Below are 26261 nucleotides of genomic sequence, written 5' to 3'. Positions count from 1 at the left end.
GCTCAGTTGGTAGAGCACGACCTTGCCAAGGTCGGGGTCGCGAGTTCGAGTCTCGTTTCCCGCTCCAAATTTTAAAAGTAAGCAATAAAAACGCCGCTCATTGAGCGGCGTTTTTGTTTCTGCAGTTTTGATGTGCATAAAAACTGCGTTCAAATAGATGCTGTGTTTTTCGGAGCTATATCGATCAGGGCCACGGGGGTTATGGCGATGACCTCAGGAATAAAAAGCACCCTGCTAAACGTCAAGCCTGAAGGCTGGTCTGATAGGCGTTAGCATGCCCTGGTGATTTTTTGCTGCGCTCAGCGCCAACCTAGCAATTGTGTGTTGAATCGTGCCGAATAGTTGGGCGGTGCATACAGCGCGCTAATACGGGGGTAGGCCGCGCCCGCTCTCGGCGGGCTGCGGCATTCAGCCCATGCATGGGGGGATTGTGCGAGCCGGGATCAAGCAAACGCCATCGGCTCTCAATGCGCCGTAATCCACAAGCGCAGCCAGAGCCTGTTTTTAGCGCAGCATCTGCTCAATGATGCGTTTTTCTTCCATCAGCTCGCGTTGTCGGGCATCGATGCGTGAGGCCAGTTGAAAGTTGTTGCTGGCGCGGCGTTTGGCGAAGTCAAGCTGTTCCAAAGCCTGTTTGTAGTCGCCGATCAGGGCGAAGAACTCCCCGCGAGCCTGGTGCAGGCCGATGGTGTTGCCGCTCAGGCCACGCACTTCTGCCACCTGGTACCAAACGTCCGGATCCTTGCCGCGGCTTTTCAGCATCTCGTCGAGGGCGCGCTCGGCTTCCTGGGTGCGTGCCTGTTTCATCAGCAGGTCGATATGCGCCTGGTTGACTGGGTAGTTATTCGGGTAAAGGGTCAGCAGCCGGTTGATGCGACCTTGCGCGTCGCTTAGGCGATTGGCGGCCATATCCAGTTCAACTTGCGCCAGGTTGTAGGCCACATCGTTGGGTGAGTTCGCCAACAGCGGTTGCAGGGACCCGCGGGCCTCCTTGTGCTGGCCGCTTTTGATCTGCGCAATCGCCAGGCCGTAGCGCGCAGCTTCCAGCTGTGGGTTTTCGTCGAGCATATTGCGAAAGCGTTTGGCAGCGACCCCGGGGGTTTCTTCGTATATGAGTTGCACGCGTGCGCGCATCAGCTGGTAGCGCACGCTGTCGGTGATGCCGGTGGCTTTAGACTGTTCGGCGCGGTTGCGGGTGTCGGCGATGCGTGATTCCGACACCGGGTGAGTGAGGAGAAATTCCGGCGGCTTGCGATCGTAGCGGTACTGGCGCATCAGGCGCTCGAACATGCTGGGCATGGCGCGCGGATCAAAACCGGCTTTTTCCAGGTTGAGCAGGCCGATGCGGTCGGCTTCCTGCTCGTTCTGCCGGGAGAAGCGCCGTTGCTCCTGCATGGCGGCGGCTTGGGTTGAGGCGATGGCCGCGATGCCCAAATCACCCGCACCGGCCGCCGCCGCCACAATGCCGGCGAGCAGGCCGGCCATGACTGGGATTTGCATGCGTTGCTGAGCTTCCAGGCCGCGGGCGAAATGGCGCTGTGACAAGTGCGCCAGTTCGTGTGCCATCACCGAGGCGTACTCGGCTTCGGTCTGTGCATACAGAAACAGGCCGCCGTTGACCCCGACAATTCCACCGGGCGCGGCAAAGGCATTGATCTGTGGGCTATTGAGCAGGACGAACTCCAGGCGGCGATCCTGCAACTGGCTGGTTTCGCTCAGGCGGTAGACGCTGGTTTCGACAAAGTCCTTGAGCTGCGGATCGTCGAGCTGGCTGACCTGGCCGCGTACCAGGCTCAGCCAGGCGCGGCCCAGCTGGTGCTCTTGCTGCGGGGAAACGATGGCGGAACTGGCATCGCCGAGGGAGGGCAGGTCACTGGCTATGGCGGGGGCTGCCAGCAGGCAGGCCAGCGTCAACAGGGTAGGGCGCAGAAGGCTCATGCACAAAGCTCGTGTCGAACAAAGGCGCTACTGTAGCTGGCAGGCGGCTGTGCTGGCCAGGGTTGTGCGGCCTTGGGTATCCTTGCGGCCTTCCTGGAGTGGCTCAATGACTGATATGCAATGGCGTGCCGAGGACTTCGACGCGCAACTGGACGCCTGTGGGCTGAACTGCCCGCTACCTTTACTGAAGGCCAAGCTGGAACTCAATCGTCTGGCCAGTGGCGCTGTGCTCAAGATAGAAGCCACCGATGCCGGCTCGCAGCGGGATTTCCGTGCCTTCGCCAGCCTGGCGGGGCATAGTCTGCTGCGTGAAGAGGTCGATAATGGCGTGTACCGCTATTGGCTGCGCAAGGCTTAGCTAAGTGCGGATTGTGAAGCAGCCTGTATAGGGGCTGCCCAGGTAAGGAGTCACAATGTTCAAGGTGTTTCAGGATTGGTTGCATCGCTATTTTTCCGATGAGCAGGCGGTGGTGCTCGCGGTGTTGTTGGTGCTTGGCTTTGCCGCGATCCTGAATCTGGGCGGCATGCTGGCCCCGGTGCTGACGGGCCTGGTGCTGGCGTTTCTGATGCAGGGTCTGGTGAATGCCTTTGAGCGGCTGCGCTTGCCGCAGGTAGTCGCTGTTTGGCTGGTGTTCACCCTGTTTCTAAGCATGCTGGGGTTGTTTCTATTGGTATTGATGCCACTGCTCTGGCAACAGTTGAGCACCTTGTTCAATGAGCTGCCGCGGATGGCTACTGAGTGGCAATCAGTGTTCCTGCTGCTGCCCGAGCGTTACCCGAATCTGATTACCGATGAGCAGATCGTGCAGCTGATTGACAGCATGCGTGGCGAGGCCGGCAAGTTCGGGCAGTGGGCGCTGTCGTTCTCCCTGTCCAGTCTACCGATGCTGCTGACCATCATGATCTACCTGGTGCTGGTGCCGATTCTGGTGTTCTTCTTTCTCAAGGATCGGGAGCTGATCGGTGCCTGGTTTCGCGGTTATCTGCCGCGCGAACGGGCGCTGATTACCCAGGTGGCCGAGGAAATGAACAAGCAGATTGCCAACTACATTCGTGGCAAGGTGATCGAGATCATCATCTGCGGCGTGGTCACCTATATCGCGTTTGCCTACCTTGGGCTTAACTATGCGGCGCTGCTGGCCTTGTTTGTCGGCCTGTCGGTGGTGGTGCCGTATATCGGTGCGGTGGTGGTGACGGTGCCGGTAGCGCTGATCGGGCTGTTCCAGTGGGGCTTTGGCGACCAGTTCATCTACCTGATGGTGGTCTACGGGATCATTCAGGCGCTGGACGGCAACGTCCTGGTGCCGCTGCTGTTCTCCGAGGCAGTCAATCTGCACCCGGTGGCGATCATCTGCGCCGTACTGCTGTTTGGCGGCATGTGGGGCTTCTGGGGGGTGTTCTTCGCCATCCCGCTGGCCACACTGTTCAAGGCGGTGATCGACGCCTGGCCGCGCAGTGAGCAAGTGCCAGTGCAATAGTTACAGGCACTAAAAAGCCGGTCAGTAGACCGGCTGTTTAGTGCGCGCGGTTTAGGCTTTATTCAGCGCCTGGGCCGCGGCCAGTACCGCATCGACATGCCCTGGTACTTTTACCCCACGCCATTCCTGGCGCAGTACGCCGTCTTTATCGATCAGGAAGGTGCTGCGGTCTACGCCCAGGTATTCCTTGCCGTAGAGCTTTTTCAGCTTGATCACATCGAACAGCTGGCAGACGGCTTCATCCTTGTCGCAGATCAGCTCGAAGGGAAACGCCTGTTTGCACTTGAAGTTCTCGTGGGATTTCAGGCTGTCGCGCGATACGCCGAAGATCAGCGTGTTGGCCGCCTGAAACGCCGGGTATTGATCACGAAAACCCTGGCCCTCGGTGGTACAGCCGGGGGTGCTGTCCTTCGGGTAGAAGTAGATCACCACGTGCTGGCCCTTGAGTGCGGACAGTGTGACGGTCTGGCCGCTGGTGGCCTCTGCCTGGAAATCTGCAACCGGGGTGTCGAGTGCTACGGCCATAAAAACTCCTTATGGATTTTGTGGGCGCCAGGGTTCTATCAAAGCATCCAGGTTCAACGCATCGGCAAAGTCGAGAAACTGATCGCGCAACCAGCTGATCTGCGTGCCGGCTGGCAGGGTCACAGTCAGGGTGGCGTTGAGCATGGTGCCGCCGGTCTGCGGCGCCTGGTAGGTATCGCAGGTGAGGTTTTCCAGCTCGACGTGATGGTCGAGAAAGAACTGGCACAGCTCATTGAGAATGTCCGGGCGGTAGGCCGAGCTGACATACGCCACATAAGGCAGCGCCTGTGGGCGGCTTTCCGAGGCGGCGCTGCGAATCACATTGACCGAGAAACTGTGCTTCTTCGCCAGCGCCGGCAGGCTCGACTCCAGGCGTGCCAGGGCATCCCAGCTGCCGGATATCTGCAAGACCAGTGCGCTGTACTCGCCATGCCGGCTGAGGCGGGTGCTGACCACGGCGCAACGGTTTTCGTGACTGGTGCGGCAGAGCACATTAGTCAGTTCCATGGCGTTGGGGCCAAGGGCGCTGATAAGCAGGAATTGTTCGCGAACTAGGGGGGTGGACATGCAGCCTTCCTAAACGATAAGCGGTCGGCCTGCGTACACAGCGCCGATCAAAGCCGGAAGGGTAGCGAAAAGCACCGCTCAGGGGAATGCCGACGCGGCCGGGCGGTGAGGAATGTGCCACGTTTGCCCGAGAAAGATTGTATACGCGGTGCATCACAGCCTCGGTACTTCGCTTGTGCAAGGCAGGTGGCCCCAGTACCATTACGGCTCTCTTTTTCCGGCAGGAGCGGTTGCATGATTGCGGGCAGTATGGTGGCACTGGTTACGCCCATGGATGCACAAGGTGGTCTCGATTGGGACAGCCTGAGCAAACTGGTGGATTTCCACCTGCAGGAGGGCACCAATGCCATCGTCGCAGTCGGCACCACAGGTGAGTCCGCCACGCTTGATGTGGGTGAGCATGTTGAAGTGATCCGCCGCGTAGTCGACCAAGTCGCCGGGCGTATCCCGGTGATCGCCGGCACCGGTGGTAACTCCACCCGTGAATCGGTCGAACTGACCCGCGCCGCCAAAGACGTTGGCGCCGATGCCTGTCTGCTAGTTACCCCGTATTACAACAAGCCGACTCAAGAAGGCCTATACCTGCACTTCCGCCATATCGCCGAATCGGTGGCCATCCCGCAGATCCTCTACAACGTGCCAGGCCGTACGGTCTGCGACATGCTGCCGGAGACGGTTGAGCGTCTGGCCAAGATCGACAACATCATCGGTATCAAGGAAGCCACTGGCGACCTGCAGCGCGGCCAGGAAGTGCTGGATCGCGTGAGCAAGGACTTCCTGGTCTACTCCGGCGATGACGCCACCGCTGTCGAGCTGATGCTGATGGGCGGCAAGGGCAATATCTCGGTCACCGCCAACGTCGCCCCCCGCGCCATGAGCGATCTGTGCGCGGCGGCCATGCGTGGCGAAGCGGCGATTGCCCGGGCGATCAACGACCGCTTGATGCCGCTGCACAAGGCGCTGTTTATCGAATCCAACCCGATTCCGGTGAAATGGGCTCTGCACGAAATGGGTTTGATGCCGGACGGTATCCGTCTGCCACTGACCTGGCTCAGCCCACGTTGTCATGAACCGCTGCGTCAGGCCCTGCGCCAGTCCGGCGTATTGGTTTAATTGAGGAATTACGACGCATGAAGCGACTCACCGGACTCTCCGCCCTGGCCCTGATCATCGCTGGTACCAGCGGTTGCGGCTGGATCTATGGCGAAAACGGCTATTTCCGTGACCGTGGCAGCGACTACCTCGAAGCCCGCCAGACGGCCACGATGCAACTCCCGCCCAACGTCGACGCCAAGCGCATCGATCCACTGCTACCGGTGCCGCAGCAGGTCGCCACCACCACCGATACCGGTGAATTTATCGTACCGCGCCCGCAAGCTCTGGCTGTGGCCGGTGATGTCAGCGAGTTCAGCCTGCAAAAGAGCGGCGAGTCACGCTGGGTCGTAGCGCAGCGCGTACCGGCCGAAGTCTGGCCGGTGGCGCGTCAGTTCTTTGCTGATAACGGGTTTCAGATTGCTGAAGAGCGCCCACAAACCGGCGAGTTCAGCACGTCCTGGCAGCGTTTCGAGGCCCTGTCCGAATCCATGGCGCGTCGTCTGAGCAGCCGTGTATCTGGCGTGAACCCTGATGCCGAAACCCGCGTGCGGGTGCGTATCGAACCAGGTGTGCAGCGCAACACCAGCGAGATTTTCGTGGTCAGCGCCGAGCGTCCAGCCGGCAGCACCGCGGATGTCGCCTTCACCAACCGCAGCAGCAATCCAAGCCTGGATGCTGCGCTGCTCGATGAAATGCTCGTGACCCTGGCGCGCAGCGCCGAACAGGGCGGTTCTGTCTCCCTGCTGGCCGCCCGTGATTACGATGCGCCGAATCGCGTCAGCCTGTCCGAAGACGGCAACGGTAATCCAGTGTTGAGCCTGGGTGCTGATTTCGATCGCGCCTGGTCCGGTGTTGGCCGCTCCCTGGAAATGGCTGATGTGCGCATCGACGACATCAACCGCAGCCTCGGCGTGTACTACATCAACCTCGCTGAACGCGCGCAGAAGCCGGACGACAAGCCGGGCTTCTTCGGCAGCGTGTTTGGCAGCGAGCCGAGCAAGGAAGAGATCGACGCCCGTGCCGAGCGCTATCAGGTACGCCTGACCGCCGTTGGCGACAGCGTGCAGGTCACCGTGGAAAAAGACCTCAACACCATTGCCCCCGCCGACGTGGCGCGCAAGGTGCTGGACCTGATCCAGGAAAACCTTGGCTGACAGCAGGCAACTGCTGCACCGGCACTACCAATAGGCGAAACCCGGCGGGTTTCGCCTGTTTTGTTTACCAAAGGCGGAAATTCCGACATGAGCACAGCCACCACCCTGAGCCTGAAGAAAATCTATTCGGGCAAAGTCCGTGATCTATACGAGATCGACGACAAACGCATGCTGATGGTCGCCACCGACCGCCTTTCGGCATTCGACGTGATCCTCAACGAGCCGATTCCGGACAAGGGCAAGATCCTCACCGCCATCTCCAATTTCTGGTTCGACAAGCTCAAGGACCTGGTGCCCAACCACTTAACCGGCGACAAGGTTGAAGACATCGTACCGGCCGCCGAACTGCCGTTGGTGGAAGGCCGCGCAGTGGTCGCCAAGCGCCTCAAGCCAGTCGCGGTGGAAGCCATCGTGCGTGGCTATATCGTTGGCTCCGGCTGGAAGGAGTACCAGAAGAGCGGCACCGTCTGCGGCATTCAACTGCCAGCGGGCCTCAAGGAAGCGGCCAAGTTGCCGCAACCCATCTTCACCCCCTCGACCAAGGCCGCCGTGGGCGACCACGATGAGAACATCAGTTTCGAGCAGTGCGAAGCGATCATCGGCGCAGAGCTGGCCGCCAAAGTGCGCGACACCTCGATTGCCCTGTACAGCGCCGCGGTCGAATACGCAGCCACGCGCGGCATCATAATCGCCGACACCAAGTTCGAGTTCGGCCTCGACGAAGACGGCACCCTGACCCTGATGGACGAAGCCCTGACACCGGACTCCAGCCGCTTCTGGCCGGCCGACAGCTATGCAGAAGGCAAGAACCCGCCAAGCTTCGACAAACAGTTTGTGCGCGACTGGCTGGAATCCACCGGTTGGAACAAAGAGCCACCCGCGCCGGCCGTCCCCGCTGACGTGGCACAGAAAACCGCCGACAAATACCGCGAAGCCCTGACGCGCCTGACCGTCTAAATCGCTGCAATACGCGGGTAACCGCAACACTGAGGGGCGCTGCGGCGCCCATTTTTGTGGGTTTCGGCGCTTTCCAGGCATCATCACACCTCAGCCATAACCGATGACGAGTGCTTTTCTATACTGCGGGCATTGTTTAGCATGCATACAACGTATATACGTTGTAGGTACGAATTTACTGAGGGGTGACGCACCATGGCCAAAGAAGCCGTTTTTAATTTGAAGCTGGAGCCCGAGCTACGCGAAGGATTTATGGCAGCCGCTCAAGCCGCACACCTACCGGCCTCTCAAGTCATGCGTGACCTCATGCGCGATTTCATCCGCCAGCAGAAACAGGCCAAAGAGCATGATGAGTTCGTACAGCGCAAGGTTGCTGTTGCCAGGGCATCAGTAGAGGCCGGTCGTGGTCGAGCAAATGATGATGTAGAAGCTGAATTCGCCGCTCGCCGTGCTAAGGCTCAGGGCCACTAATGAAGGTTATTTGGACACCCGAGGCCCTGCAGGATCGTCTGGATATCTGGGAATACATTTCCGCCGAAAACCCTCTCGCTGCCGTGCACATGGATGAGCTATTCAGCGCGGCTGCGTCCGCCCTTGCTGATTTTTCCCAAAAGGGGCGACTGGGGACGGTTGCCGGTACTCGCGAGCTGATACCCCACGAGAACTACCGCCTTGTCTATCAGGCTGAGAGTGACGCAGTCTGGATTCTCGCCTTGGTGCATGTAGCCAGAATGTGGCCTCCGCTCCAAAGCTAACCTGCAACCACAACCAGCTTTCGACACTTCTTCGACACTTGCCCAGCCTGAAACGAAAAGCCCCCGAAACTCTATGAATTTCAGGGGCTTAGCCTTTCAATATGGCGGGAAGATAGGGATTTGAACCCTAGGTACCATCGCTGATACAACGGATTTCGAATCCGTCCCGTTCGGCCACTCCGGCATCTTCCCGTGGCGGCGCGCATGATAGCAGCTGAAGTGCGTTTGGCGAACCCTAGTTTGAAATTTTTCACAGGAATATCCAACTCAGCGGTCCTGCTGGCAAGCAGGGCAGCGAAGCGAAGCGCTTAGCTTGTGTGGTAACTGAGCACGCTGTCTTGTTCCTTCAGTGCCTTGCGCATATCCGCTGGGATGCTGCCGGAGCGCATGGCAAGTTCCAGGCGGATATCTTCCAGGCTTTGGGCGAAGGCTTGCGGGTCGGTGCGTTGGGCTGCGCTGAGTACGCGGCTGTATGCGGTGGCGTCGCTGGCATCGAGCAGGGAGAGGACAACCCCGCCATCAGGGCGGGGCTGGCTGAATGTAGCGCGCAGCGGGGCAAACAGCTGTTCAACGAGTTCGCGATTAATGTTGTCCATGACCATGCTCCATCCTGAGGGTGATGACTTCAGACCCTGAAGATGCACGATGGTTCACGTATCTCGTTAATCAGGCGGTCAATGACTGCCGGGCGCGCTCGATAACCTGTTCCAGGTGGGCGCCGCTGTACTGGCCGGGGTACAGGCGCTGACTGTGCTTGGCGATGCCAGCGTCGTTGACGATGGTGAAGCTGAAGCTGCCTTTGCGGGCAGCCAGGATGCGGCAATCAAGCGGTGCAAATGCACTAGAGAGGGTGCGAATAGCATCCTGAATTTGGTGTTGGGTATTCATTTTTTTGGTATTTCCTAAAACAACAGGCGCGTCATTGCGCTAAATAGAGCTCCAGGCTGTCGACTTAAGTGGTCGATTGCATGTGCAGATAGGAGCGGGACTGCGCGCACAAGTTCCCATGGTGGTTACGTTGTGCGGGTCGGTACGTCGGAGGCGGGCTTGAGTCAGCGCTTGCGCGGGACGGCCAGATCAGTCAGCAGGTTGGGATATGGGTTAGAGCTGTGCGGCATTACCTGTAGGTGATGCGCTCTTACCTGGAAACCATCGAGGGGGCCAAAAGGCCTGATTGACTTACAGCGTGGTACGAACGGGGCGGATGATACCCGGCTGGTTAATTTTTCGCCAGCTTATTTGCAGGCAATGCTGCAGGCCGGCCATTAGTGGGCTGCGCATCGGATGCAATTTGCCCCATGCTCCGTTAGGATTAGCCCCACTTTTGCTTTCCTCTCGTGACGGGTTTCGATGAGTTATCAGGTTCTTGCACGCAAGTGGCGTCCGCGCTCGTTCAACGAAATGGTTGGCCAGACGCATGTGCTCAAGGCGCTGATCAATGCGCTCGATAGCCAGCGTCTGCACCATGCCTATTTGTTCACGGGTACCCGTGGTGTGGGTAAAACCACCATTGCGCGGATTATTGCCAAGTGCCTGAATTGCGAGACCGGCATCAGCTCGACGCCTTGCGGTGTCTGTTCGATTTGCAAAGAGATTGATGAGGGGCGCTTTATCGACCTGATCGAAGTCGATGCTGCCAGCCGAACCAAGGTTGAAGACACCCGCGAGTTACTCGACAACGTGCAGTACTCGCCGAGCCGTGGGCGCTTCAAGGTCTACCTGATCGACGAAGTGCATATGCTTTCCACCAGCTCCTTCAACGCGCTGCTGAAGACCCTGGAGGAGCCGCCGCCCCACGTCAAATTCCTCCTGGCAACCACCGATCCGCAGAAGCTACCGGTCACCGTGTTGTCGCGCTGCCTGCAGTTCTCACTGAAGAACATGCCGCCGGAGCGGGTGGTTGATCACCTCAGCCATGTGCTGACGGCAGAAAATATTCCGTTCGAAAATGATGCGCTCTGGTTGCTCGGCCGTGCGGCGGACGGCTCGATGCGCGATGCCATGAGTCTGACTGATCAGGCGATTGCCTTTGGTGAGGGTAAGGTGCTAGCCGCCGATGTGCGCGCCATGCTCGGTACGCTCGACCATGGTCAGGTCTACGGTGTGCTGCATGCTCTGCTGGAGGGTGATGCGCGTGGTTTGATTGAGGCGGTGCGGCATCTGGCTGAGCAGGGCCCGGACTGGAGTGGCGTGTTGTCCGAGATGCTCAATGTGCTGCACCGGGTCGCTATTGCCCAGGCGTTGCCCGAGGCGGTGGATAACGGCCAGGGTGATCGTGAGCGGGTGCTCGAGCTGGCTCGGGTTCTGCCCAGCGAGGACGTGCAGTTCTATTATCAGATGGGTTTGATCGGCCGCCGCGATTTGCCGTTGTCGCCCGACCCGCGCAGCGGCTTCGAGATGGTGCTGTTGCGTATGTTGGCCTTCCGCCCGGCGGATACCCACGATGCGCCGAGGGTGGCGCTAAAGCCGTTGGGGATTAGCCAGGCCACTGCTGATCCCGCGACCAACCCAGTGGCCGGTGCGGCTACAGCTGCCCCGGTTAGTGTTCCTGTTGAGATTCCGCCTGCGCCGCCGGCTCCTGTTGTTGAAGCAGCACCTGCTGTGTCGGTAGCCGCGCCTGAAGCTGCTGTCGCAATCCTGCCGCCCGCGCCGGAAGTGCTCAACGAGCCTGCTGCGCAGCCTTCTCCGAGTGAAGCGACAACTGAGCTTGTAGCATCCGCGCCTGTAGCGGATCTGCCCTGGGAAGAGCAGGTTAATGTGCCGGTTGCTCAAACGGCTGAGCCTGTTACAGACGTCGCAGTGCCTGTCGTTGCTGTAACAGAGGCCATCACGCTAGCTACCGAGCCGCCGCAAGTGGCAGTGTCTGAGCCGCAACCGATTGAGCAGCCGGCTCCGCCCGCCGATACGGATGACGATGAGCCGCCGCTGGGCGACTACGACTATGTCGAAATGGACGCCGAATCGTTTGATTATGATTTTGATGCGGTAGCGCGCGCTGCACCTGTCGAGCCTGAAGTCTTGCCGGCGGCGCAACCGGCCACAGGCCTGGCGGCTGATTGGCTGGAGTTGTTCCCGAAGCTTGGTTTGTCCGGGATGACCGGCAGCATCGGAGCCAACTGCACCCTGATCAGCGCTGAGGGTGATAACTGGCTGCTGCACCTGGATCCTGCCCATTCCGCGCTGTTCAACCCAACTCAACAGCGGCGCCTGAATGACGCGCTCAATCAGTTTCTCGGGCGCGAGCTCAAGGTGTTGATCGAGTTGTGCAAGCCTGAACAGGAAACGCCGGCGCAGGCGGCGGCGAGTAAGCGAGCCCATCGCCAGCGCGAGGCCGAGGCCTCGATCCATCAGGACCCGGTTATTCAACAAATGATTCAGCAGTTCGCCGCGGTTATCCGCGCGGACAGCATTGAACCCCTGGACACTCCCGTTAACCCCTAATGACCGAGGACTTACACCATGATGAAAGGTGGCATGGCCGGCCCGATGAAGCAGGCTCAGCAAATGCAGGAAAAAATGCAGAAGATGCAGGAAGAGCTGGCGAACGCCGAAGTAACCGGTCAATCCGGTGCTGGGCTGGTCAGCGTGGTCATGACCGGGCGTCACGACGTCAAGCGTGTCAGCCTGGATGACAGCCTGATGCAGGAAGACAAGGAAATCCTTGAAGACCTGATCGCCGCGGCGGTAAACGATGCCGTGCGCAAGGTCGAGCAGAACAGCCAGGACAAGATGTCCGGTATGACTGCCGGCATGCAGTTGCCACCAGGCTTCAAAATGCCGTTCTAAAAAGCTTCGGTTCAGCGCATATGGCTGCGCTGCAAACAGGTGTGGGCATCCTCAGCCCACGCCTGGCTGGGCCTTGGTCTGTCAGGGCTCAATAGCCCTGTAGGGTTTTGTTGGTAAGCGTTAGTAGTCATCGAGTACTTCCCATGAGTTTCAGCCCGCTAATCCGCCACCTGATCGATTCTCTGCGCATTCTTCCCGGCGTTGGGCAGAAGACTGCCCAGCGTATGGCCTTGCAGATGCTTGAGCGGGATCGCTCCGGCGCTTTGCGCCTGGCCCAGGCGCTGACGCAGGCGATGGAAGGGGTTGGCCACTGCAAGCAGTGCCGCAGCCTGAGCGAGGACGAGGTGTGCCAGTTGTGTCTGGACCCGCGGCGCGATGACAGTCTGCTGTGCGTGGTTGAAGGGCCGATGGATGTCTATGCGGTTGAGCACACCGGGTTTCGCGGGCGCTACTTTGTGCTCAAGGGCCATCTGTCGCCGCTCGACGGCCTGGGTCCGGAAGCGATTGGTATTCCCGAGCTGCTCGCGCGGATCGCTGTCGGCAGTTTCACCGAGGTGATCCTGGCCACCAATCCGACAGTGGAAGGCGAGGCCACCGCGCATTACATCGCCCAACTGTTGGCAGGCAAAGGCCTGATTGCTTCGCGCATTGCCCATGGCATGCCGCTGGGCGGCGAGCTGGAGTTGGTGGACGGTGGCACCCTGGCGCATTCGATTGCCGGGCGTCGCCCCATCCAGCTCTAGTTCACGATTGGCGGGCGGCTTGATCGTCCTTGCCCATGGCGTAATCCTCTCCTTGTAAACCAAGCAAGCGCTTGGTAATTTCCCTGAAACCTCAGTGGGAATACCTTATGTCTGTCTTCCAGGAATATTTCGATGAATCCCACCAGCTGGTGCGTGATTCGGTCAGGCGCTTTGTCGAGCGCGAAATTTTGCCGCATATCAATGATTGGGAGGAGGCCGAGGAGTTTCCTCGCGAGCTCTATCTCAAGGCTGGTGCGGCGGGGATTCTCGGGATTGGCTATCCGGAGGCTTTTGGCGGCAGCCATGAGGGCGATGTGTTTGCCAAGGTTGCAGCCAGCGAGGAGTTGATGCGCTCGGGGTCTGGCGGGCTGGTGGCAGGGCTCGGCTCGTTGGATATCGGTTTGCCGCCCGTGGTGAAGTGGGCCAAGCCGGAGCTGCGCGAGCGCATCGTGCCGCAGGTGCTGGCGGGTGAAAAAATCATGGCCCTGGCGGTGACCGAACCGTCCGGTGGTTCGGATGTGGCCAACCTGAAAACCCGCGCGGTGCGCGATGGCGACTGCTATCGCGTCAGCGGCAGCAAAACCTTTATCACCAGTGGTGTGCGCGCCGATTACTACACGGTTGCCGTGCGTACCGGTGGCGATGGCTTTGGCGGCGTCAGCCTGCTGCTGGTGGAGAAGGGCACGCCTGGCTTCACCGTAGGGCGCAAGCTGAAGAAGATGGGCTGGTGGGCGTCAGATACGGCGGAGCTGTTCTTCGATGATTGCAGGGTGCCGGTGGGCAACCTGATCGGTGCAGAGAATATGGGCTTCGCCTGCATCATGGCGAATTTTCAGAGTGAGCGGTTATCGCTGGCGATCATGGCCAATATGACGGCGCAGCTGGCGCTTGAAGAGGCACTGACATGGGCCAAGGAACGCGCAGCATTCGGCAAGCCTATCGGCAAATTCCAAGTGCTCAAGCATCGTCTGGCGGAAATGGCGACCCAGCTTGAAGTGTCACGCGACTTTACCTATCGACAGGCGGCGAAGATGGCGGCGGGTAAAAGCGTGATCAAGGAAATATCCATGGCCAAGAATTTCGCCACTGATATGGCTGATCGACTGACCTACGATGCGGTGCAGATCATGGGTGGCATGGGCTATATGCGCGAAAGCCTGGTGGAGCGGCTGTACCGCGATAACCGCATTCTGTCGATTGGCGGTGGCTCGCGTGAAATCATGAACGAGATCATCAGCAAGCAGATGGGCTTATAGAACAGCCAGGTTTTCCAAATGCCAGATAAAACAAACCCCGCGGGCGCGGGGTTTGTTTTAAAGCAGGACAGGGGCTTAAGCCACCTGTACCTCTTCAGCTTGCATACCTTTCTGACCGCGAGCGGCCACGTAGGTAACAGTCTGGCCTTCTTTCAGGCTTTTGAAACCGTCGCTTTGGATGGCTTTAAAGTGAACGAAGAGATCATCGCCGCCGTTAGTCGGGGTAATGAAGCCGAAGCCTTTCTCATCGTTGAACCATTTGACGGTGCCAGTTTCGCGATTTGCCATGGTGTGTCTCTTAAATCGATACGAAGTGCGGTGCCAGAGTGCTCATAGCACCTATGCGGTTTTGCTGATAACTACAAGTCAGCTCAACCATAATAGGCCGTTTTTACGGGAAGTGTTGGGTTTAACGTGAATTATTCATATTTTTCTCCGCTCTGAACTCGCCAAGGCCTTATTTTCCTGGGCTGCAGGGTGGTTAGGCATCGGTTAAATGCTCTTGCTGGTAACGGATTCTGGCCATTTTTGCCTGCTGAAGCGCTAGCTTGACCAAAGTAAAATGCCCCGGCGCTCTAGAAAAGCGGCGGGGCGTTTGTCTTCCAGCCTACTGTCTTTAGCCGTGCTATACCGAGCTGCGCAAGCGGGCCAGATCGCGCAACGGTGGCGCACCGAACAGGCGGCTGTATTCGCGGCTGAATTGCGACGGGCTTTCATAGCCGACGCGGTAACTGGCCGAAGCCGCTTCCAGCCCTTCGCAGAGCATCAGGCGCCGCGCTTCCTGCAGGCGTAATTGCTTCTGGTACTGCAATGGGCTGAGGGCAGTGACGGCCTTGAAACGGTGGTGCAGGGTTGAGGTGCTGAGGTTGACCTCGCGGGCCAGATCCTCGATGCGCAAGGGTTGGTCGAAATGCAGGTTCAGCCATTCGATGGCGCGATTGATGCGTTGGCCCTGGCTGTCAGCGATGGCAATTTCGTGCAGGCGATGGCCCTGCGGGCTGTGCAGCAGGCGGTAGAAAATCTCGCGCAGAGCCAGCGGCGCAAGCATGGCGATATCGCGCGGGGTTTCCAGCAGGCGCAACAGGCGCAATACGGCGTCGAGCAACTGGGTATCCAGGCGATCCAGATACAGCGCCCGACGTGGGCCGGGATTGGGTACGCCGATGGGGCCGATGTCGGCGATCAGGCTGGTGATCAGCGCGGGGTCAATCTCCAGGCGCAGGCTCAGGTAGGGCTGCTCGGGGGTTGCGCCAATCACCTGACCGGTAACCGGCAGCGTGACGGAGGCCACCAGGTAGTTCAGCGGGTCATAGCTGTACTGTTCATCGCCGAGACGCACATCCTTACGGCCCTGGGCAATGATGCACAGGCATGGCCGGTACAGCGTCGGTATAGGCAGGCTGGGCTGCGTTGCGCAGGCCAGGTCGAGGCCGGCAATGGCGCTGCTATGCAGGCCATCAGCCGGGCACTGACGCTGGATCAGCGCGGCCAGCTCGGCTTGGCGCAGCGCTAGGTGGTCGTCGAGGACTAATGGGCTGATAGATGATGTCATGGGGGCTCCTGCTGCTGGCTTGCAGATTATCCCGGTTTTTCAGGCAAGTCAGCGCTGCCCGGAACGCGTTGCAGGATCAGGCAATAATTCACCAGCAATAAGCAATGACACAGGCTCTACAGGCGATCAGCGTAACTCTGAACTGATCGTATATCTCGCAGAGCAATTGGTACTGAATTTTAACATTGCAGGTTTAGGCAATAATACGCCAGAAATCGTCTAACCCTGAGCATGCTATCTGACGGAATCTGTTGCTGTCGCGGTAGCCCTTACCGCTTACCCGCAGAGGATTCGGCCATGTTGAATATCCAAGACAAAGTCATTCTGATCACCGGCGCCAGCAGCGGTATCGGCGAGGCCTGTGCGCGCTTGCTGGCCGAGAAGGGCGCACGGCTGCTGCTCGGCGCGCGGCGAACCGAGCGCCTGGAACAGTTGGTCGGCGAGATCCGCGAGGCCGGTGGCAGCGCTGATTATCGTCGCCTGGACGTGACTAGCCAGGCTGACACCCAGGCATTTGTCGACGCTGCCCTGGCGCAGTACGGCCGCGTTGATGTGCTGATCAACAACGCTGGGGTCATGCCGTTGTCGCGTCTGGATGTGCTGAAGGTGGATGAGTGGAACCGCATGATCGACGTGAATATCCGTGGGGTGCTGCATGGCATCGCCGCCGCGCTACCAGTGATGCAACGTCAGCGCAGCGGTCAGTTCGTCAATATCGCCTCCATTGGTGCCTATAGCGTGGTGCCGACGGGCGCGGTGTATTGCGCGACCAAGTACGCGGTGCGGGCGATCTCCGAAGGCTTGCGCCAGGAAGTGGGCGGCGATATTCGCGTGACCTTGGTGTCGCCGGGCGTGGTCGAGTCGGAACTGGCTGAAAGCATTTCCGATGAGTCGAGCCGTGAGGCGATGAAGGCGTTCCGCAAGGTCGCCATCACCCCGGATGCGATTGCCCGTGCCATTGCCTATGCGGTCGAGCAGCCGGCGGATGTCGACGTCAGCGAGCTGATCGTACGGCCGACTGCCAGCCCTTATTGAGCCTGTATCTCTGGAGAGCAAGCCGATGCTAAGTCATAGCGCAGTGCTGCATGCTAGGGCGGGACGCACCGAGCAGTTGGGGTTGTGTCTGCATGGCTTGCGCGAATCCATGCAAATCCTTCCCGGTTGTCTAGGTGTTGAGGTCCAGCAGCTGCCGGATGATGCGACGCAGTGGCTGCTGCAGAGCTGCTGGCAGTCAACGGCGGCGTTGCAGGCTTTCTTCGCCGCGCCGCTGTTGCAGCAGGTGCTCGACCAGGCTTTGCAGCAAGGCCTGCTGCAAAGCCTGCAATGCCAGGCCGCTTGAACAACAAAACGCGGGTTACTTGAGGTTGGCTTTCAGCGCTGCTGCAGCTTGCTGCATGGCGCTTTGCGTGCCGGGGATCTGACTGATCACGTTGAGCAAGCCGAAGTCATGGATCATGCCGTTGTAGCGCACGGAGGTGACGTTGACCCCAGCCGCATCCAGCTTGCGCGCATAGGCTTCACCTTCATCACGCAGCACGTCGAACTCTGCCGTTTGCACCAGGGCCGACGGTAAGCCTTGCAGCTGTTCCACCGATGCTTGCAGCGGCGAGGCGTAGATATTGGCGCGCTGTTTCGGGTCGGTGGTGTAGTTATCCCAGAACCACTGCATCAGGCTCTTGCTGAGGAAGTGACCGTCGGCGAACTGGTTATAGGAGGCGTTGTTGAAGTTGGCGTCGGTCACCGGCCACATCAGCAGCTGGAACTTGATCGCCGGGGTGCCTTTGTCTTTAGCCATCAGGCTGACCAAGGCGGCCATATTGCCGCCCACACTGTTGCCGGCCACTGCTAAACGTTTGCCGTCGACGCCGATCTGCACGCCGTTCTGCGCCACCCATTGGGTTGCCGCGTAGGCCTGGTTGATCGCGGTCGGGTACTTGGCTTCTGGAGACGGGGTGTAATCGACATACACCGCCGCCGCGCCAGAGCCCACCACCAAATCATGGATCAGGCGTTCGTGGGTCGGGTAGTCGCCCAGCACCCAGCCGCCACCGTGGAAGAACATGAAGACCGGCAGCGTGCCCTGGACGTCGGCCGGGCGCACGACTTTGAGCTGGATCGACTGGCCATCGATCTCGATGGTCTGGTCGACCACCTCGATGCCCGATACATCGACCTTGACCCCAGCCTGCGCGCCGACCAATACGGCGCGGGCATCTTTCGGGCTCAGCTGTTCGAGGGGCTTGCCACCGCTAGCGGCGAGGGCATTGAGGAAACCTTGAGTATTACCCTCCACCCCGGGGCTACCAACGGCAAACGCGCTGTTGACGGCAAGGGCGAGTACGGCGATCGACAAGCCTTGTTTGATGTTCATGTGCAGCCTCCTGGGGTGGGCCGCTGACTGGCAGCGGCCGGATGCGTGGTGGGTTAGTCGAGCAGCGTCAGGGTGACGTCGATATTGCCGCGGGTGGCGTTGGAGTAAGGGCAGACGAGGTGCGCGCGGTCGATCAGGGTTTGCGCTTGCTCGCGGTCCATGCCCGGCAGGCTGATGCGCAGTTCGACTTCGATGCCGAAACCGTTGGGGATCGCGCCGATGCCCACTACACCTTCAATTGATGCGTCTGCTGGCATCGCCAGCTTGTCGCGGCCAGCGACGAACTTCATCGCGCCGATAAAGCAGGCCGAGTAGCCCGCAGCGAATAGCTGCTCGGGGTTAGTGCCCGCACCGCCAGCACCGCCGAGTTCTTTCGGGGTGGTCAGGGCGACGTCGAGTGCGCCGTCGGAGGAGATGGCACGGCCGTCACGGCCGCCGGTGGCTTCTGCGTAGGCACGGTAAGCAATGGTTTGAATCGACATGCTGGTAATCCTCGGAGTTGTTTGGGTTGATTTGTTTAAGGCGTTGCGGTGTCAGGTGGCGATTAACCTTCGTGGCTGATCAGCCAGCTTGGGTAAAGGCCTTTGCCATCTGCCTGGCTGTCGTCAGCCAGAACCGAGGCGGAAAGGGCAAGCAGGGCGGTGAAGGCGATCAGGGTTTGCATAACGGTTCTCCACGAATGTCAGGGCTGTTGGGTTGGGTGAAGACAACTGCAGGTCTTCGTGGTCTTTTCGCGCTAATGTTTTGTGCGCTAATCAGTTCCATGGGGCGAACTCTAGTGCGCATTACTTTAGTGCGCAACATATATTTTTGAACATTTAGCGATAACGCTGCTTTGTTCGGGCATAAACGAGGATTGGCGGGTTGTTGCGCGATGTTTTCGAGGGCGACGGCAGGGCGAAATTGTTGTACGGAGCGGGGAAGTGACGGGGGAGCGTGACGCGATGTGTGCGACGAGACCGCTGGGGCGGGCGACAAGTCTGTCGCCCAGATGCTTACACGGCCTGTTGCAGGCTGCTGCGCAGGGCGACCAGCTCAGCCCTCAGGGCGCCGAGCTCCGCGGTGGATTGCTGAGTGGCGGTAAGGATGCAGCTGGGAACGCTTTTGGCCTGTTCGCGAAGGGCGCGGCCTTTGTCGGTGAGGAACAGCTCGACCACGCGCTCGTCGACACTGCTGCGGGTGCGCTTGAGCAGGCCTTCGGCTTCCAGGCGTTTGAGCAGCGGAGTGACGGAGCCAGGGTCGGTCAGCAGGCGGCTGCTGATGTCGCCAACGGTGATGCCATCGCCTTCCCAGAGCACCATCATCGCCAGGTACTGTGGGTAGGTCAGGCCCAGCTCCTGCAGCAGCGGCTTGTAAACCTTGGTCAGCAGCAGCGAGGTCGAATACAGGGCAAAGCACAGCTGGTTATCGAGCAGCAGTTCGGCGCAAGGGTCTTGTGTGGCCATGGCATTCTCCAGCGGCACGGGACAGGTGTCGACAATTTATCGCGCTAACTACTGTTATGCCAATTGAATGCACACTGCGATCTTTCTACAGGGGGTGAATACCGAGAATAGAAATGGTTATGAGTGGCGTGCGGCACAACTGATCTACCGGCGATATGTGATGACCCTTAAAACAGGCTCCTAAGCTGCTCATGGCTAACGCGTGCCCGTGTGCCCCCAGGGCTGGGGAAGCGGAGTGCGCCCAATTACACTCCGCTTGATTTGCCTACTTGTCCTCCGGGTCAGCTGGTGGCTATCCGTTCGCAGCATTGAGTGTCTCGCCTGCTTTGGCGTGTGATCACGTAGCGCCTCGCAAAACTGCCACTCGTGGGCTTTTGCACGGTTTCTGCAGTGGTGGTTTAGGCCACATCCACCAGGATGATTTCACTGTCCTCAATGGCCGTTACGCGGATCACTTCAACATCGCGGATCGCTACACCATCACGGGCCTGGGCGCTGACGCCGTTGACCTCAATACGGCCGCTGGCGGCTACCAGATAAGCTTTGCGCGCGGCGCCAATTGGGTACTCGGTGTGCTGGCCCGCTTGCAGGGTGGCCGCAACCATCCGCGCATCGCTGCGGATCGGCAGGGCTTCGGTATCCTCGGCATAGCCGCTGGCCAGGGTGACAAAGGCGCCGGCACGTTCACCCTTAGGGAACGGCTTGGCCCCCCAGGATGGTGGCAAGCCGGACTGGTTAGGCTGAATCCAGATCTGGAAGATTTTGCTGGTGCTGTCCTCCAAGTTGTATTCGCTGTGAGCAATCCCGCTGCCGGCGCTCATCACCTGCACATCACCGGCTTCGGTACGCCCGTGGTTACCCAGGTTGTCCTTGTGGGTGATGGCGCCTTGGCGTACATAGGTGATGATTTCCATGTCGCGGTGCGGATGGGTCGGGAAGCCCGTATGCGGTGCGATTTCATCATCGTTCCAGACCCGCAGCGGGCCCCAGTTCATCCGCGCCGGGTCATAGTAGTCGGCAAAGGAAAAGTGATGACGGGCATTCAGCCAGCCATGATGGGCACCGCCGAGCTCGGCGAAGGGGCGTACTTCGATCATCTGCATATCCTCATTGGGAACACCAGCTGTTGGCAGCAGGGTTCGTGGGCGATGGACAGATGATCCAATAAATCAATGCGATTAAAAATGCGTAAAAACTGTACTTAATTATCTTGTTAATCGATGTTTAAGGCGCTGTAAGCGGGCATAACCCTAAACCACGTCGCTAAGCCTCTGTATAAAAACTGAAAAGGATGCCGCGAATGCATGAACGTAAAGCGCTGCTGATTCTGCATGGTAAGCAAGCCCTCAATGCCGAGGTGCGAGCTGCAGTACAGGCGCGTCGTGAAGAGGGCTGGCTGCTGGATGTACGGATTACCTGGGAGGGCGGCGATGCGCGGCGTCTGGTCAAAGAGGCATTGCTGGCCGGTTATCCAATACTGATTGCCGGCGGTGGTGATGGCACCCTGCGCGATGTGGCCGAAGCCATGGCGCTGGCAAAAACCAAGGCCAGCCTGGCGCTGTTGCCTCTGGGTACGGCCAATGATTTTGCCTGTGCTGCCGGGGTGCCGCTTGAACCCTTGGCTGCACTGGCCTTATTGGATATGCCGGCGCAGCCGATTGACCTGGGTGAAGTCGACGGTCAGGTGTTCCTCAATATGGCCACTGGCGGTTTTGGCTCCAACGTCACCGCCAATACCTCGGAGGAACTCAAGCGCGTGCTCGGCGGCGCGGCTTACTTTCTGACCGGTCTGACCCGCTTCGCCGAAGTGCAGTCATCGTTTGGCCGCTTTACCGGGCCGGACTTTCAGTGGGAGGGCGAGTTTCTTGCCTTGGGCATCGGCAATGGCCGTCAGGCCGGTGGCGGACACCTGCTGTGCCCGCAGGCGCGGGTCAACGATGGCCTGCTGGATGTCTGCATCATTCCGGCTGCGGCTGATGTGGTCGGCACCCTGGGCACGCTGTTGTCTGGCGGTATCAACGGTTTGCAGAGCATCGCCCTGACAGCGCGGCTGCCTTGGCTGGAGGTCGAAGCGCCGGAAGGCCTGGACCTCAATCTGGACGGCGAACCGATGGAAAGTCGCAAGCTGCGCTTTGCGGCAATGCCGAAAGCGCTGCGCGTACATTTGCCGGACAATTCGCCACTGTTGATGGAATAAGCCAGCCTGACGCCTGGCTGGCCTCAGCGCTGCGCTTGCCGCATGATGGCGCCGCGCCATCTGCCTTCAGATACGCGGCAGATGGCCGATACACCAGGGCGTGGCTATTTCAGCTAGGCTAGATCGATACGTGAACAGGAGCACATGATGGCCGGTATTCTCGACTCAGTGAATCAACGCACCCAGTTAGTGGGCGAGAACCGTCTGGAAATCCTGATGTTTCGCCTGGCCGGTCGGCAGCTGTTTGCCATCAACGTATTCAAGGTGCAGGAAGTCCTGCAGATGCCCAAGCTGACCCTGATGCCGCAGCGCCATCGGTTTGTGTGTGGTGTAGTCAACCTGCGTGGGCAGACTCTACCGGTGATCGATCTGTCCCAGGCCATCGGCATGCGTCCGATTGTGCCGGATGAGCGCAGCACCATTATCGTTACCGAGTACAACCGTTCGGTGCAGGCCTTCCTGGTCGGCGGGGTCGAGCGCATCCTCAACCTCAACTGGGAATCCATCCTGCCGCCGCCGGGTGGTGCGGGGCGGCAGCATTATCTGACTGCGATCACCAAGGTCGAAGAGCAGATCGTTGAAGTCATCGACGTGGAAAAGGTGTTGGCGGAAATTACGCCCATGAGCACCAAGGTGTCGCCGGAAAAACTTGCCGACCCGTTGCTGGAGTTTGCCCGTGGCCGTGAAGTGCTATTGGTGGATGATTCCAATGTGGCCATGAGTCAGCTCAAGGGCACCATGGCGCAACTGGATATCCGTTGCCACGCCGCCAGCGATGGCCTGCGCGCGCTGAACCTGCTGAAAAGCTGGGCGGATGCTGGGGTTGATGTACACGAGAAGCTGCTGATGGTGATTACCGATGCGGAAATGCCGGAGATGGACGGTTACCGTTTGACTACCGAAATCCGCAACGACCCGCGCCTCAAGGATTTGTACGTGGTGCTGCACACCTCGCTGTCCGGCAGCTTCAACGAGGCCATGGTGAAGAAGGTCGGTTGCGACAACTTCCTCTCCAAGTTCCAGCCGGACAAACTGGTGGATGTGGTGCATGGGCGTTTGGCGCTTTTGCATCCGGCGGAGTAAACCGGGCCTGTTGGCGTGTTTTACTCGCTCAGGCGTTGACGCAGATGCTCAATGCGCTTGCGGTTGACGTCGAAATCCGCATAGCCCAGACGCGACGCCGAGCGCACATCCACGGCGCTCGCGCCGATCATAAACTCCACATCATCGACAAAGCGCATCAGCTTGCTGCTGAATTCTGCGCGCAAATACCCCGGCGCTTCCTCCACCAGGCTTACGCGTGGCTCTTCACTGAGCAGCGCCTTGAGGCGTGCCTGGGTTTCTTCGGCAGAGCCTTGCAGTGGCAGCGGCGCAATGGCGTGCCGCGCGTCACTGGCCTGGCTGTTGACGCAGTTCGGTGAATCCGGGCAGGGGCTCAGTTGGCCCTCGCGGATACCCAGATTATCCGGCGCGGTGCCGCTGCAGGCGCTTAGCAACACCAGCAGCGGTAGGACCAGGGCGGGCTTGTGAGTGCGGCGGGTTACTCGTATAAGAGCGTTTTGCCAAAGGGAAGCTGGGCTCATGTTGCATCTCTCCGGGTTGTACCGTTATCCATTGAAGTCGGCGGCGGGCGAGGCCTTGCACGAAACGGCGTTGGACGCCTTGGGCGTGCAGGGTGATCGCCGCTGGATGGTAGTCGATGCTGAAAGCGGGCGCTTCCTCACGCAACGTTTGCTGGCACAAATGACCCAGCTGCAGGCGCGCTGGGTGGGCCGTACGCACCTGCAACTGAGTGCGCCGGGTATGGCTGATCTACAGGTGGCGGTGCCGGATGAGCAGGCGCCGCTGCGTGGCGTAACCATCTGGCGCGACAGCCTGCAGGTGCCGGATGCTGGCGAGGTGGCTGCGCAGTGGCTAAGCCAGTGGCTCGGCCGCGCCTGCCGCCTGGTGCAAGTATCAGAGCCGCGCGCGCGGCAGGTCGATACGGCCTATGCCGCGGAGGGCGACAAGGTGGCGTTTGCCGATGGCTTCCCTTTATTGCTGATCGGTCAGGCGTCACTGGATGATCTCTCGGCGCGGGTCGGCCGACCGTTACCGATGCTGCGCTTTCGCCCGAATCTGGTGGTCAGTGGCAGCGAACCCTATGCCGAAGACAGCTGGAAGCGGATTCGCATCGGTGAGCTGGAGTTTCGTGTGGTTAAGGGCTGCTCGCGCTGCATCATGACCACCCTCGACCCGCAGACCGGTGAGCGCAGCGCCGATCGCGAACCGCTGAGCACCCTGAAAACCTACCGCGAGCGTGCAGGCGAGGTGTATTTCGGGCAGAACCTGATCGCCTGTGGCGTAGGGCAGTTGCGTTTGGATATGCCGGTGCAGGTGCTGGAGTAGGCGGGTAACGCACGCTCAACAGCTGCTGTTGAGCGTGCCTGATTCGCTGTTACTGGTCGAAGTAACGCTCATGCCAGGCCACCAGTGGCTGCGGCGCGTTGAGCTTCTCGCCGTAGATCACCGAGTAGGACAGCACGTTTTGCACGTACTGGCGGGTTTCATCAAACGGGATGTTCTCGATCCACACGTCATACGACAGGTGATCCGCGCCGCGCAGCCACTGGCGTACCCGGCCTGGACCGGCGTTGTAGGCGGCGGAGGCGAGCACACGGTTGCCGTTGAACTGGCCGTAGATCTGGCTCAGGTAGGCGGCGCCCAGCTGGATGTTGACTTCCGGGCGGTAGGCCAGCTGTGGTGATGACAGTGGAATACCAAAGCGCTTGGCGGTTTCCTTGGCGGTGGCCGGCATCAGCTGCATCAGCCCCATGGCGCCGACGTGGGATTTGGCGTCGGCCATAAAGGCGCTTTCTTGGCGGGTGACGGCAAACACCCAGCTGGAGTGAATGTCGCGGTTTTTCGCTTCGCGCACCAGGTGTTCGCGGTGGGCCATCGGGAAGCGCACATCCAAGTCGTCCCAGTACTGCGCTTGACTGATGGTGCGGATGGCCGGGAAGTACCAGCCCATCTCATAGGCCAGGCGCGCCTGGGCAACCATTTCATCGCGGCTGAACAGGCGACTGACGTTGTACCACTCGCGGCGGCCATCGGCGACCTGACCACGGGCATGGAATTCCAAGGCACGGCGAATCGCCGCCGAGTTGCGCACTTTCTGGATGGTCTGCGGGCTCAGGGCCAGGGGTTTGTTGTTCAATTGATAGGGCGCTTGCACCTGGTCGGCGGCCATAAAGCCGTAGAAATCACGCTCCTTGGCCAACGTCTGGTACAGCGCTTTCGGTTCCTGGCTGTTGGGTTGCGCCAGTTGCAGGCTGCGCGCCTGCCAGTAACGCCAGCGGTTGGTGTTGCCCAGTTCTGCTGGCATCCGCCGCGTCAGCTGGTTCGCTTCATCCCAACGGCCCAGGCGCAGCAGCAGGCGCGCGCGCCATTCGCTGACGGTGTTGTCACGCAGTTCGGGGTCGTACTTGGCCATGACGTGTAGGGCGCGGGCATCGAAACGCTTGGCCAGGGTCAGGCCGATTTCGCGGGCGATGGCGACTTGCTCCTCGCTGGAGAACTTCATGCGCTGGGCATAGCCGTCGAGCAGCTTCAGCGCGCTTTCCGGGTCCTGGCGGGCCAGACGGCGCAGGCCGAGGCCGACCACATCGGCCATGGCCGGGTCGGTTTGGCTGAAGCGTGCAGTCTGTTTCAGCAGCTCAGGTTTCTGCGCCACTTCCAGCAGGCGTTTGCCATGGTTGCCCAGGGTTGGCATGGTCTTGATCAGGTGGGTGACCAGGCCGTAGTTGCGTGCTTCGGCCGCCAGTTTGGCGCGCTGCCAGCGTTTCTGTTCGGTGAGCTGGCCTTCTGCGGCCCACAACGTGAACAGCGGATCGCAGGCGTTGGGCTGGGATTTGCCCACCAGCCAGAGTTTTTCGGCGGTGGCGTTGCCTTCGACGCGCATGCCGTGGCTCAGTTGGTATTGGCCATACAGGCAGTCGAGCTCGGTGAAGTTCAGCGCCGGGTCGTAGTAGTTGATAAAGGTCTGCCATTCGCCGCGCTCGGCCAGCCAGCGCAGCCAGCGCAGCTTCATCCAGCTGATCTGCGGCAGGTCGCCATGTTCGGCGAGGAATTTCTCGATTTCATCATTGCTCGCCCATTTCAGCCGGGCGGTCAGCTCGTCATACGCCAGGTAAGGCTCCAGCGGGTAATCACGCAGGGCGCTGGCGTAGCGCTGGTAAGGACCTTTGTCGCCTTTGGCCAGTGCGGCTTTGGCTTGGTCGTAATATTGACGTTGTTGCGTCAGGGTGGCGGCCTGCGCCGCAGTGACGCTCAAGGAGGAAACCAACAGGCAGGACAGCAGGCTGAACAGGGGACCGCGCATGACACTTCCAGGCAAATAGTGCGTATGGCTCTAGCTTAGTCGTTTGCCTATGGGCGGTGAAGGCGCAAAGCGTTTCAAC

30 protein-coding genes and 1 tRNA gene are annotated in these 26261 nt (G+C 59.9%); 17 read left to right on the top strand and 14 right to left on the bottom strand.

The window, feature by feature from the left end; all coding sequences use genetic code 11:
- Positions 1 to 504: 504 nt before the first annotated feature.
- Positions 505 to 1938: a M48 family metalloprotease gene (locus tag WA145_RS04530; protein WP_422580416.1), complete on the bottom strand. Its 1434-nt coding sequence runs from the start codon at positions 1936 to 1938 to the stop codon at positions 505 to 507.
- A 106-nt stretch (positions 1939 to 2044) separates the two neighbouring features.
- On the opposite strand from WA145_RS04530, the gene WA145_RS04525 reads away from it, so the two are divergent.
- Together WA145_RS04525 and WA145_RS04520 are read left to right on the top strand one after the other, a co-directional pair.
- Positions 2045 to 2296, top strand: coding sequence for a sulfurtransferase TusA family protein (locus WA145_RS04525; protein ID WP_275963531.1), 252 nt, complete (start codon positions 2045 to 2047; stop codon positions 2294 to 2296).
- Positions 2297 to 2351: 55 nt separating this feature from the next.
- Positions 2352 to 3416: an AI-2E family transporter gene (locus WA145_RS04520; protein ID WP_422580415.1), complete on the top strand. Its 1065-nt coding sequence runs from the start codon at positions 2352 to 2354 to the stop codon at positions 3414 to 3416.
- A gap of 51 nt (positions 3417 to 3467) precedes the next feature.
- Here WA145_RS04520 and WA145_RS04515 read toward each other — a convergent pair whose 3' ends face one another.
- Together WA145_RS04515 and WA145_RS04510 are read right to left on the bottom strand one after the other, a co-directional pair.
- Entirely contained in the window at positions 3468 to 3941 is a 474-nt protein-coding gene (locus WA145_RS04515) for a peroxiredoxin (protein WP_422580414.1), read from the bottom strand.
- Between the two features lie 9 nt (positions 3942 to 3950).
- A complete protein-coding gene (locus WA145_RS04510; RefSeq protein WP_275963534.1) occupies positions 3951 to 4508 on the bottom strand; it encodes a glycine cleavage system protein R in 558 nt (185 codons plus the stop codon).
- 234 nt (positions 4509 to 4742) lie between these two features.
- Between WA145_RS04510 and dapA the strand changes: the two genes are divergently transcribed.
- The 5 genes from dapA (at position 4743) to WA145_RS04485 (ending at position 8469) form a co-directional block, all read left to right on the top strand.
- A complete protein-coding gene (gene dapA / locus WA145_RS04505; RefSeq protein ID WP_422580413.1) occupies positions 4743 to 5621 on the top strand; it encodes a 4-hydroxy-tetrahydrodipicolinate synthase in 879 nt (292 codons plus the stop codon).
- A gap of 17 nt (positions 5622 to 5638) precedes the next feature.
- Positions 5639 to 6757, top strand: a complete 1119-nt coding sequence (gene bamC, locus WA145_RS04500; protein WP_422580412.1) for an outer membrane protein assembly factor BamC — start codon at positions 5639 to 5641, stop codon at positions 6755 to 6757.
- A gap of 87 nt (positions 6758 to 6844) precedes the next feature.
- Positions 6845 to 7714, top strand: a complete 870-nt coding sequence (locus tag WA145_RS04495) for a phosphoribosylaminoimidazolesuccinocarboxamide synthase (protein WP_422580411.1) — start codon at positions 6845 to 6847, stop codon at positions 7712 to 7714.
- Positions 7715 to 7909: 195 nt separating this feature from the next.
- The gene (locus WA145_RS04490) at positions 7910 to 8185 is read left to right on the top strand and encodes an antitoxin of toxin-antitoxin stability system (protein WP_422580410.1); all 276 of its coding nucleotides are present in this window, start codon (positions 7910 to 7912) and stop codon (positions 8183 to 8185) included.
- A complete protein-coding gene (locus WA145_RS04485; protein WP_422580409.1) occupies positions 8185 to 8469 on the top strand; it encodes a type II toxin-antitoxin system RelE/ParE family toxin in 285 nt (94 codons plus the stop codon). Before WA145_RS04490 ends, WA145_RS04485 begins: the two co-directional genes overlap by 1 nt.
- A gap of 102 nt (positions 8470 to 8571) precedes the next feature.
- Here the strand turns inward: WA145_RS04485 and WA145_RS04480 are convergent.
- The 3 genes from WA145_RS04480 to WA145_RS04470 form a co-directional block, all read right to left on the bottom strand.
- Positions 8572 to 8661: transfer RNA gene (locus WA145_RS04480), tRNA-Ser, on the bottom strand.
- Between the two features lie 116 nt (positions 8662 to 8777).
- The gene (locus tag WA145_RS04475) at positions 8778 to 9065 is read right to left on the bottom strand and encodes a DUF3509 domain-containing protein (RefSeq protein ID WP_422580408.1); all 288 of its coding nucleotides are present in this window, start codon (positions 9063 to 9065) and stop codon (positions 8778 to 8780) included.
- Positions 9066 to 9135: 70 nt separating this feature from the next.
- Positions 9136 to 9357 (bottom strand): hypothetical protein, encoded by a 222-nt coding sequence (locus WA145_RS04470; RefSeq protein ID WP_298188402.1) that lies wholly within the window; start codon positions 9355 to 9357, stop codon positions 9136 to 9138.
- Positions 9358 to 9819: 462 nt separating this feature from the next.
- Between WA145_RS04470 and dnaX the strand changes: the two genes are divergently transcribed.
- From dnaX to WA145_RS04450, 4 genes are all read left to right on the top strand, one after another.
- A complete protein-coding gene (dnaX, locus tag WA145_RS04465) occupies positions 9820 to 11910 on the top strand; it encodes a DNA polymerase III subunit gamma/tau (protein WP_422580407.1) in 2091 nt (696 codons plus the stop codon).
- 18 nt (positions 11911 to 11928) lie between these two features.
- A complete protein-coding gene (locus WA145_RS04460; protein WP_422580406.1) occupies positions 11929 to 12255 on the top strand; it encodes a YbaB/EbfC family nucleoid-associated protein in 327 nt (108 codons plus the stop codon).
- 143 nt (positions 12256 to 12398) lie between these two features.
- Complete coding sequence (recR, locus tag WA145_RS04455; protein ID WP_304865078.1) at positions 12399 to 12998, top strand: recombination mediator RecR; 600 nt, start codon at positions 12399 to 12401, stop codon at positions 12996 to 12998.
- A gap of 107 nt (positions 12999 to 13105) precedes the next feature.
- Positions 13106 to 14254 (top strand): acyl-CoA dehydrogenase family protein, encoded by a 1149-nt coding sequence (locus WA145_RS04450; protein WP_422580405.1) that lies wholly within the window; start codon positions 13106 to 13108, stop codon positions 14252 to 14254.
- A gap of 75 nt (positions 14255 to 14329) precedes the next feature.
- Here the strand turns inward: WA145_RS04450 and WA145_RS04445 are convergent, their stop codons facing one another.
- Positions 14330 to 14542 carry a cold-shock protein gene (locus WA145_RS04445; protein WP_069516724.1) on the bottom strand — a complete coding sequence of 71 codons (213 nt, stop codon included), beginning with the start codon at positions 14540 to 14542 and terminating at the stop codon, positions 14330 to 14332.
- 337 nt (positions 14543 to 14879) lie between these two features.
- Positions 14880 to 15806: an AraC family transcriptional regulator N-terminal domain-containing protein gene (locus WA145_RS04440; protein WP_422580404.1), complete on the bottom strand. Its 927-nt coding sequence runs from the start codon at positions 15804 to 15806 to the stop codon at positions 14880 to 14882.
- Here WA145_RS04440 and WA145_RS04435 point away from each other — a divergent pair.
- The 3 genes from WA145_RS04435 to WA145_RS04425 all read left to right on the top strand — a co-directional run bounded on the left by WA145_RS04435 (position 15805) and on the right by WA145_RS04425 (position 17145).
- On the top strand, positions 15805 to 16029 hold the full coding sequence (locus tag WA145_RS04435; protein ID WP_422580403.1) for a hypothetical protein: 225 nt from the start codon (positions 15805 to 15807) through the stop codon (positions 16027 to 16029). The two genes, WA145_RS04440 and WA145_RS04435, sit on opposite strands and share 2 nt — an antisense overlap.
- Positions 16030 to 16103: 74 nt before the next feature.
- On the top strand, positions 16104 to 16841 hold the full coding sequence (locus WA145_RS04430; RefSeq protein WP_422580402.1) for an SDR family oxidoreductase: 738 nt from the start codon (positions 16104 to 16106) through the stop codon (positions 16839 to 16841).
- A gap of 25 nt (positions 16842 to 16866) precedes the next feature.
- A complete protein-coding gene (locus WA145_RS04425) occupies positions 16867 to 17145 on the top strand; it encodes a putative quinol monooxygenase (RefSeq protein ID WP_422580401.1) in 279 nt (92 codons plus the stop codon).
- A 15-nt stretch (positions 17146 to 17160) separates the two neighbouring features.
- On the opposite strand, the gene WA145_RS04420 is transcribed toward WA145_RS04425, so the two are convergent.
- From WA145_RS04420 to WA145_RS04405, 4 genes are all read right to left on the bottom strand, one after another.
- Positions 17161 to 18177, bottom strand: a complete 1017-nt coding sequence (locus tag WA145_RS04420) for an alpha/beta hydrolase (protein WP_422580400.1) — start codon at positions 18175 to 18177, stop codon at positions 17161 to 17163.
- 53 nt (positions 18178 to 18230) lie between these two features.
- Positions 18231 to 18659: an organic hydroperoxide resistance protein gene (locus WA145_RS04415; RefSeq protein WP_422580399.1), complete on the bottom strand. Its 429-nt coding sequence runs from the start codon at positions 18657 to 18659 to the stop codon at positions 18231 to 18233.
- 513 nt (positions 18660 to 19172) lie between these two features.
- Positions 19173 to 19622: a MarR family winged helix-turn-helix transcriptional regulator gene (locus tag WA145_RS04410; protein WP_422580398.1), complete on the bottom strand. Its 450-nt coding sequence runs from the start codon at positions 19620 to 19622 to the stop codon at positions 19173 to 19175.
- A 398-nt stretch (positions 19623 to 20020) separates the two neighbouring features.
- Positions 20021 to 20719, bottom strand: coding sequence for a pirin family protein (locus WA145_RS04405; protein WP_422580397.1), 699 nt, complete (start codon positions 20717 to 20719; stop codon positions 20021 to 20023).
- Positions 20720 to 20922: 203 nt separating this feature from the next.
- Between WA145_RS04405 and yegS the strand changes: the two genes are divergently transcribed.
- Positions 20923 to 21819, top strand: a complete 897-nt coding sequence (yegS, locus tag WA145_RS04400; protein ID WP_422580396.1) for a lipid kinase YegS — start codon at positions 20923 to 20925, stop codon at positions 21817 to 21819.
- A gap of 147 nt (positions 21820 to 21966) precedes the next feature.
- A complete protein-coding gene (locus tag WA145_RS04395) occupies positions 21967 to 22902 on the top strand; it encodes a chemotaxis protein CheV (protein ID WP_422580395.1) in 936 nt (311 codons plus the stop codon).
- 20 nt (positions 22903 to 22922) lie between these two features.
- On the opposite strand, the gene WA145_RS04390 is transcribed toward WA145_RS04395, so the two are convergent.
- Entirely contained in the window at positions 22923 to 23402 is a 480-nt protein-coding gene (locus WA145_RS04390) for a DUF1499 domain-containing protein (protein WP_422580394.1), read from the bottom strand.
- On the opposite strand from WA145_RS04390, the gene WA145_RS04385 reads away from it, so the two are divergent.
- The gene (locus tag WA145_RS04385; RefSeq protein WP_422580393.1) at positions 23401 to 24207 is read left to right on the top strand and encodes an MOSC domain-containing protein; all 807 of its coding nucleotides are present in this window, start codon (positions 23401 to 23403) and stop codon (positions 24205 to 24207) included. The genes WA145_RS04390 and WA145_RS04385 overlap by 2 nt on opposite strands.
- A gap of 49 nt (positions 24208 to 24256) precedes the next feature.
- Here the strand turns inward: WA145_RS04385 and WA145_RS04380 are convergent, their stop codons facing one another.
- Complete coding sequence (locus tag WA145_RS04380; RefSeq protein WP_422580392.1) at positions 24257 to 26182, bottom strand: transglycosylase SLT domain-containing protein; 1926 nt, start codon at positions 26180 to 26182, stop codon at positions 24257 to 24259.
- Positions 26183 to 26261: the final 79 nt, after the last annotated feature.

The organism is Pseudomonas sp. (assembly GCF_049301935.1).
Classification (GTDB): domain Bacteria; phylum Pseudomonadota; class Gammaproteobacteria; order Pseudomonadales; family Pseudomonadaceae; genus Aquipseudomonas.
Note: the sequence above shows the minus strand (reverse complement) of the source record. Positions and strands in the feature narration are given on the sequence as shown.

Coding starts and splice junctions, on each gene's coding strand:
- WA145_RS04460 (WP_422580406.1), top strand. CDS start 11,929: ATGATGAAAGGTGGCATGGCCGGCCCGATGAAGCAGGCTCAGCAAATG.
- WA145_RS04435 (WP_422580403.1), top strand. CDS start 15,805: ATGGGGGCTCCTGCTGCTGGCTTGCAGATTATCCCGGTTTTTCAGGCA.
- WA145_RS04380 (WP_422580392.1), bottom strand. CDS start 26,182: ATGCGCGGTCCCCTGTTCAGCCTGCTGTCCTGCCTGTTGGTTTCCTCC.
- WA145_RS04440 (WP_422580404.1), bottom strand. CDS start 15,806: ATGACATCATCTATCAGCCCATTAGTCCTCGACGACCACCTAGCGCTG.
- WA145_RS04530 (WP_422580416.1), bottom strand. CDS start 1,938: ATGAGCCTTCTGCGCCCTACCCTGTTGACGCTGGCCTGCCTGCTGGCA.
- WA145_RS04395 (WP_422580395.1), top strand. CDS start 21,967: ATGGCCGGTATTCTCGACTCAGTGAATCAACGCACCCAGTTAGTGGGC.
- recR (WP_304865078.1), top strand. CDS start 12,399: ATGAGTTTCAGCCCGCTAATCCGCCACCTGATCGATTCTCTGCGCATT.
- WA145_RS04445 (WP_069516724.1), bottom strand. CDS start 14,542: ATGGCAAATCGCGAAACTGGCACCGTCAAATGGTTCAACGATGAGAAA.
- WA145_RS04490 (WP_422580410.1), top strand. CDS start 7,910: ATGGCCAAAGAAGCCGTTTTTAATTTGAAGCTGGAGCCCGAGCTACGC.
- WA145_RS04420 (WP_422580400.1), bottom strand. CDS start 18,177: ATGAACATCAAACAAGGCTTGTCGATCGCCGTACTCGCCCTTGCCGTC.
- WA145_RS04515 (WP_422580414.1), bottom strand. CDS start 3,941: ATGGCCGTAGCACTCGACACCCCGGTTGCAGATTTCCAGGCAGAGGCC.
- WA145_RS04415 (WP_422580399.1), bottom strand. CDS start 18,659: ATGTCGATTCAAACCATTGCTTACCGTGCCTACGCAGAAGCCACCGGC.
- WA145_RS04520 (WP_422580415.1), top strand. CDS start 2,352: ATGTTCAAGGTGTTTCAGGATTGGTTGCATCGCTATTTTTCCGATGAG.
- WA145_RS04390 (WP_422580394.1), bottom strand. CDS start 23,402: ATGAGCCCAGCTTCCCTTTGGCAAAACGCTCTTATACGAGTAACCCGC.
- yegS (WP_422580396.1), top strand. CDS start 20,923: ATGCATGAACGTAAAGCGCTGCTGATTCTGCATGGTAAGCAAGCCCTC.
- bamC (WP_422580412.1), top strand. CDS start 5,639: ATGAAGCGACTCACCGGACTCTCCGCCCTGGCCCTGATCATCGCTGGT.
- WA145_RS04525 (WP_275963531.1), top strand. CDS start 2,045: ATGACTGATATGCAATGGCGTGCCGAGGACTTCGACGCGCAACTGGAC.
- WA145_RS04475 (WP_422580408.1), bottom strand. CDS start 9,065: ATGGACAACATTAATCGCGAACTCGTTGAACAGCTGTTTGCCCCGCTG.
- WA145_RS04405 (WP_422580397.1), bottom strand. CDS start 20,719: ATGATCGAAGTACGCCCCTTCGCCGAGCTCGGCGGTGCCCATCATGGC.
- dnaX (WP_422580407.1), top strand. CDS start 9,820: ATGAGTTATCAGGTTCTTGCACGCAAGTGGCGTCCGCGCTCGTTCAAC.
- WA145_RS04425 (WP_422580401.1), top strand. CDS start 16,867: ATGCTAAGTCATAGCGCAGTGCTGCATGCTAGGGCGGGACGCACCGAG.
- dapA (WP_422580413.1), top strand. CDS start 4,743: ATGATTGCGGGCAGTATGGTGGCACTGGTTACGCCCATGGATGCACAA.
- WA145_RS04485 (WP_422580409.1), top strand. CDS start 8,185: ATGAAGGTTATTTGGACACCCGAGGCCCTGCAGGATCGTCTGGATATC.
- WA145_RS04495 (WP_422580411.1), top strand. CDS start 6,845: ATGAGCACAGCCACCACCCTGAGCCTGAAGAAAATCTATTCGGGCAAA.
- WA145_RS04450 (WP_422580405.1), top strand. CDS start 13,106: ATGTCTGTCTTCCAGGAATATTTCGATGAATCCCACCAGCTGGTGCGT.
- WA145_RS04470 (WP_298188402.1), bottom strand. CDS start 9,357: ATGAATACCCAACACCAAATTCAGGATGCTATTCGCACCCTCTCTAGT.
- WA145_RS04510 (WP_275963534.1), bottom strand. CDS start 4,508: ATGTCCACCCCCCTAGTTCGCGAACAATTCCTGCTTATCAGCGCCCTT.
- WA145_RS04385 (WP_422580393.1), top strand. CDS start 23,401: ATGTTGCATCTCTCCGGGTTGTACCGTTATCCATTGAAGTCGGCGGCG.
- WA145_RS04430 (WP_422580402.1), top strand. CDS start 16,104: ATGTTGAATATCCAAGACAAAGTCATTCTGATCACCGGCGCCAGCAGC.
- WA145_RS04410 (WP_422580398.1), bottom strand. CDS start 19,622: ATGGCCACACAAGACCCTTGCGCCGAACTGCTGCTCGATAACCAGCTG.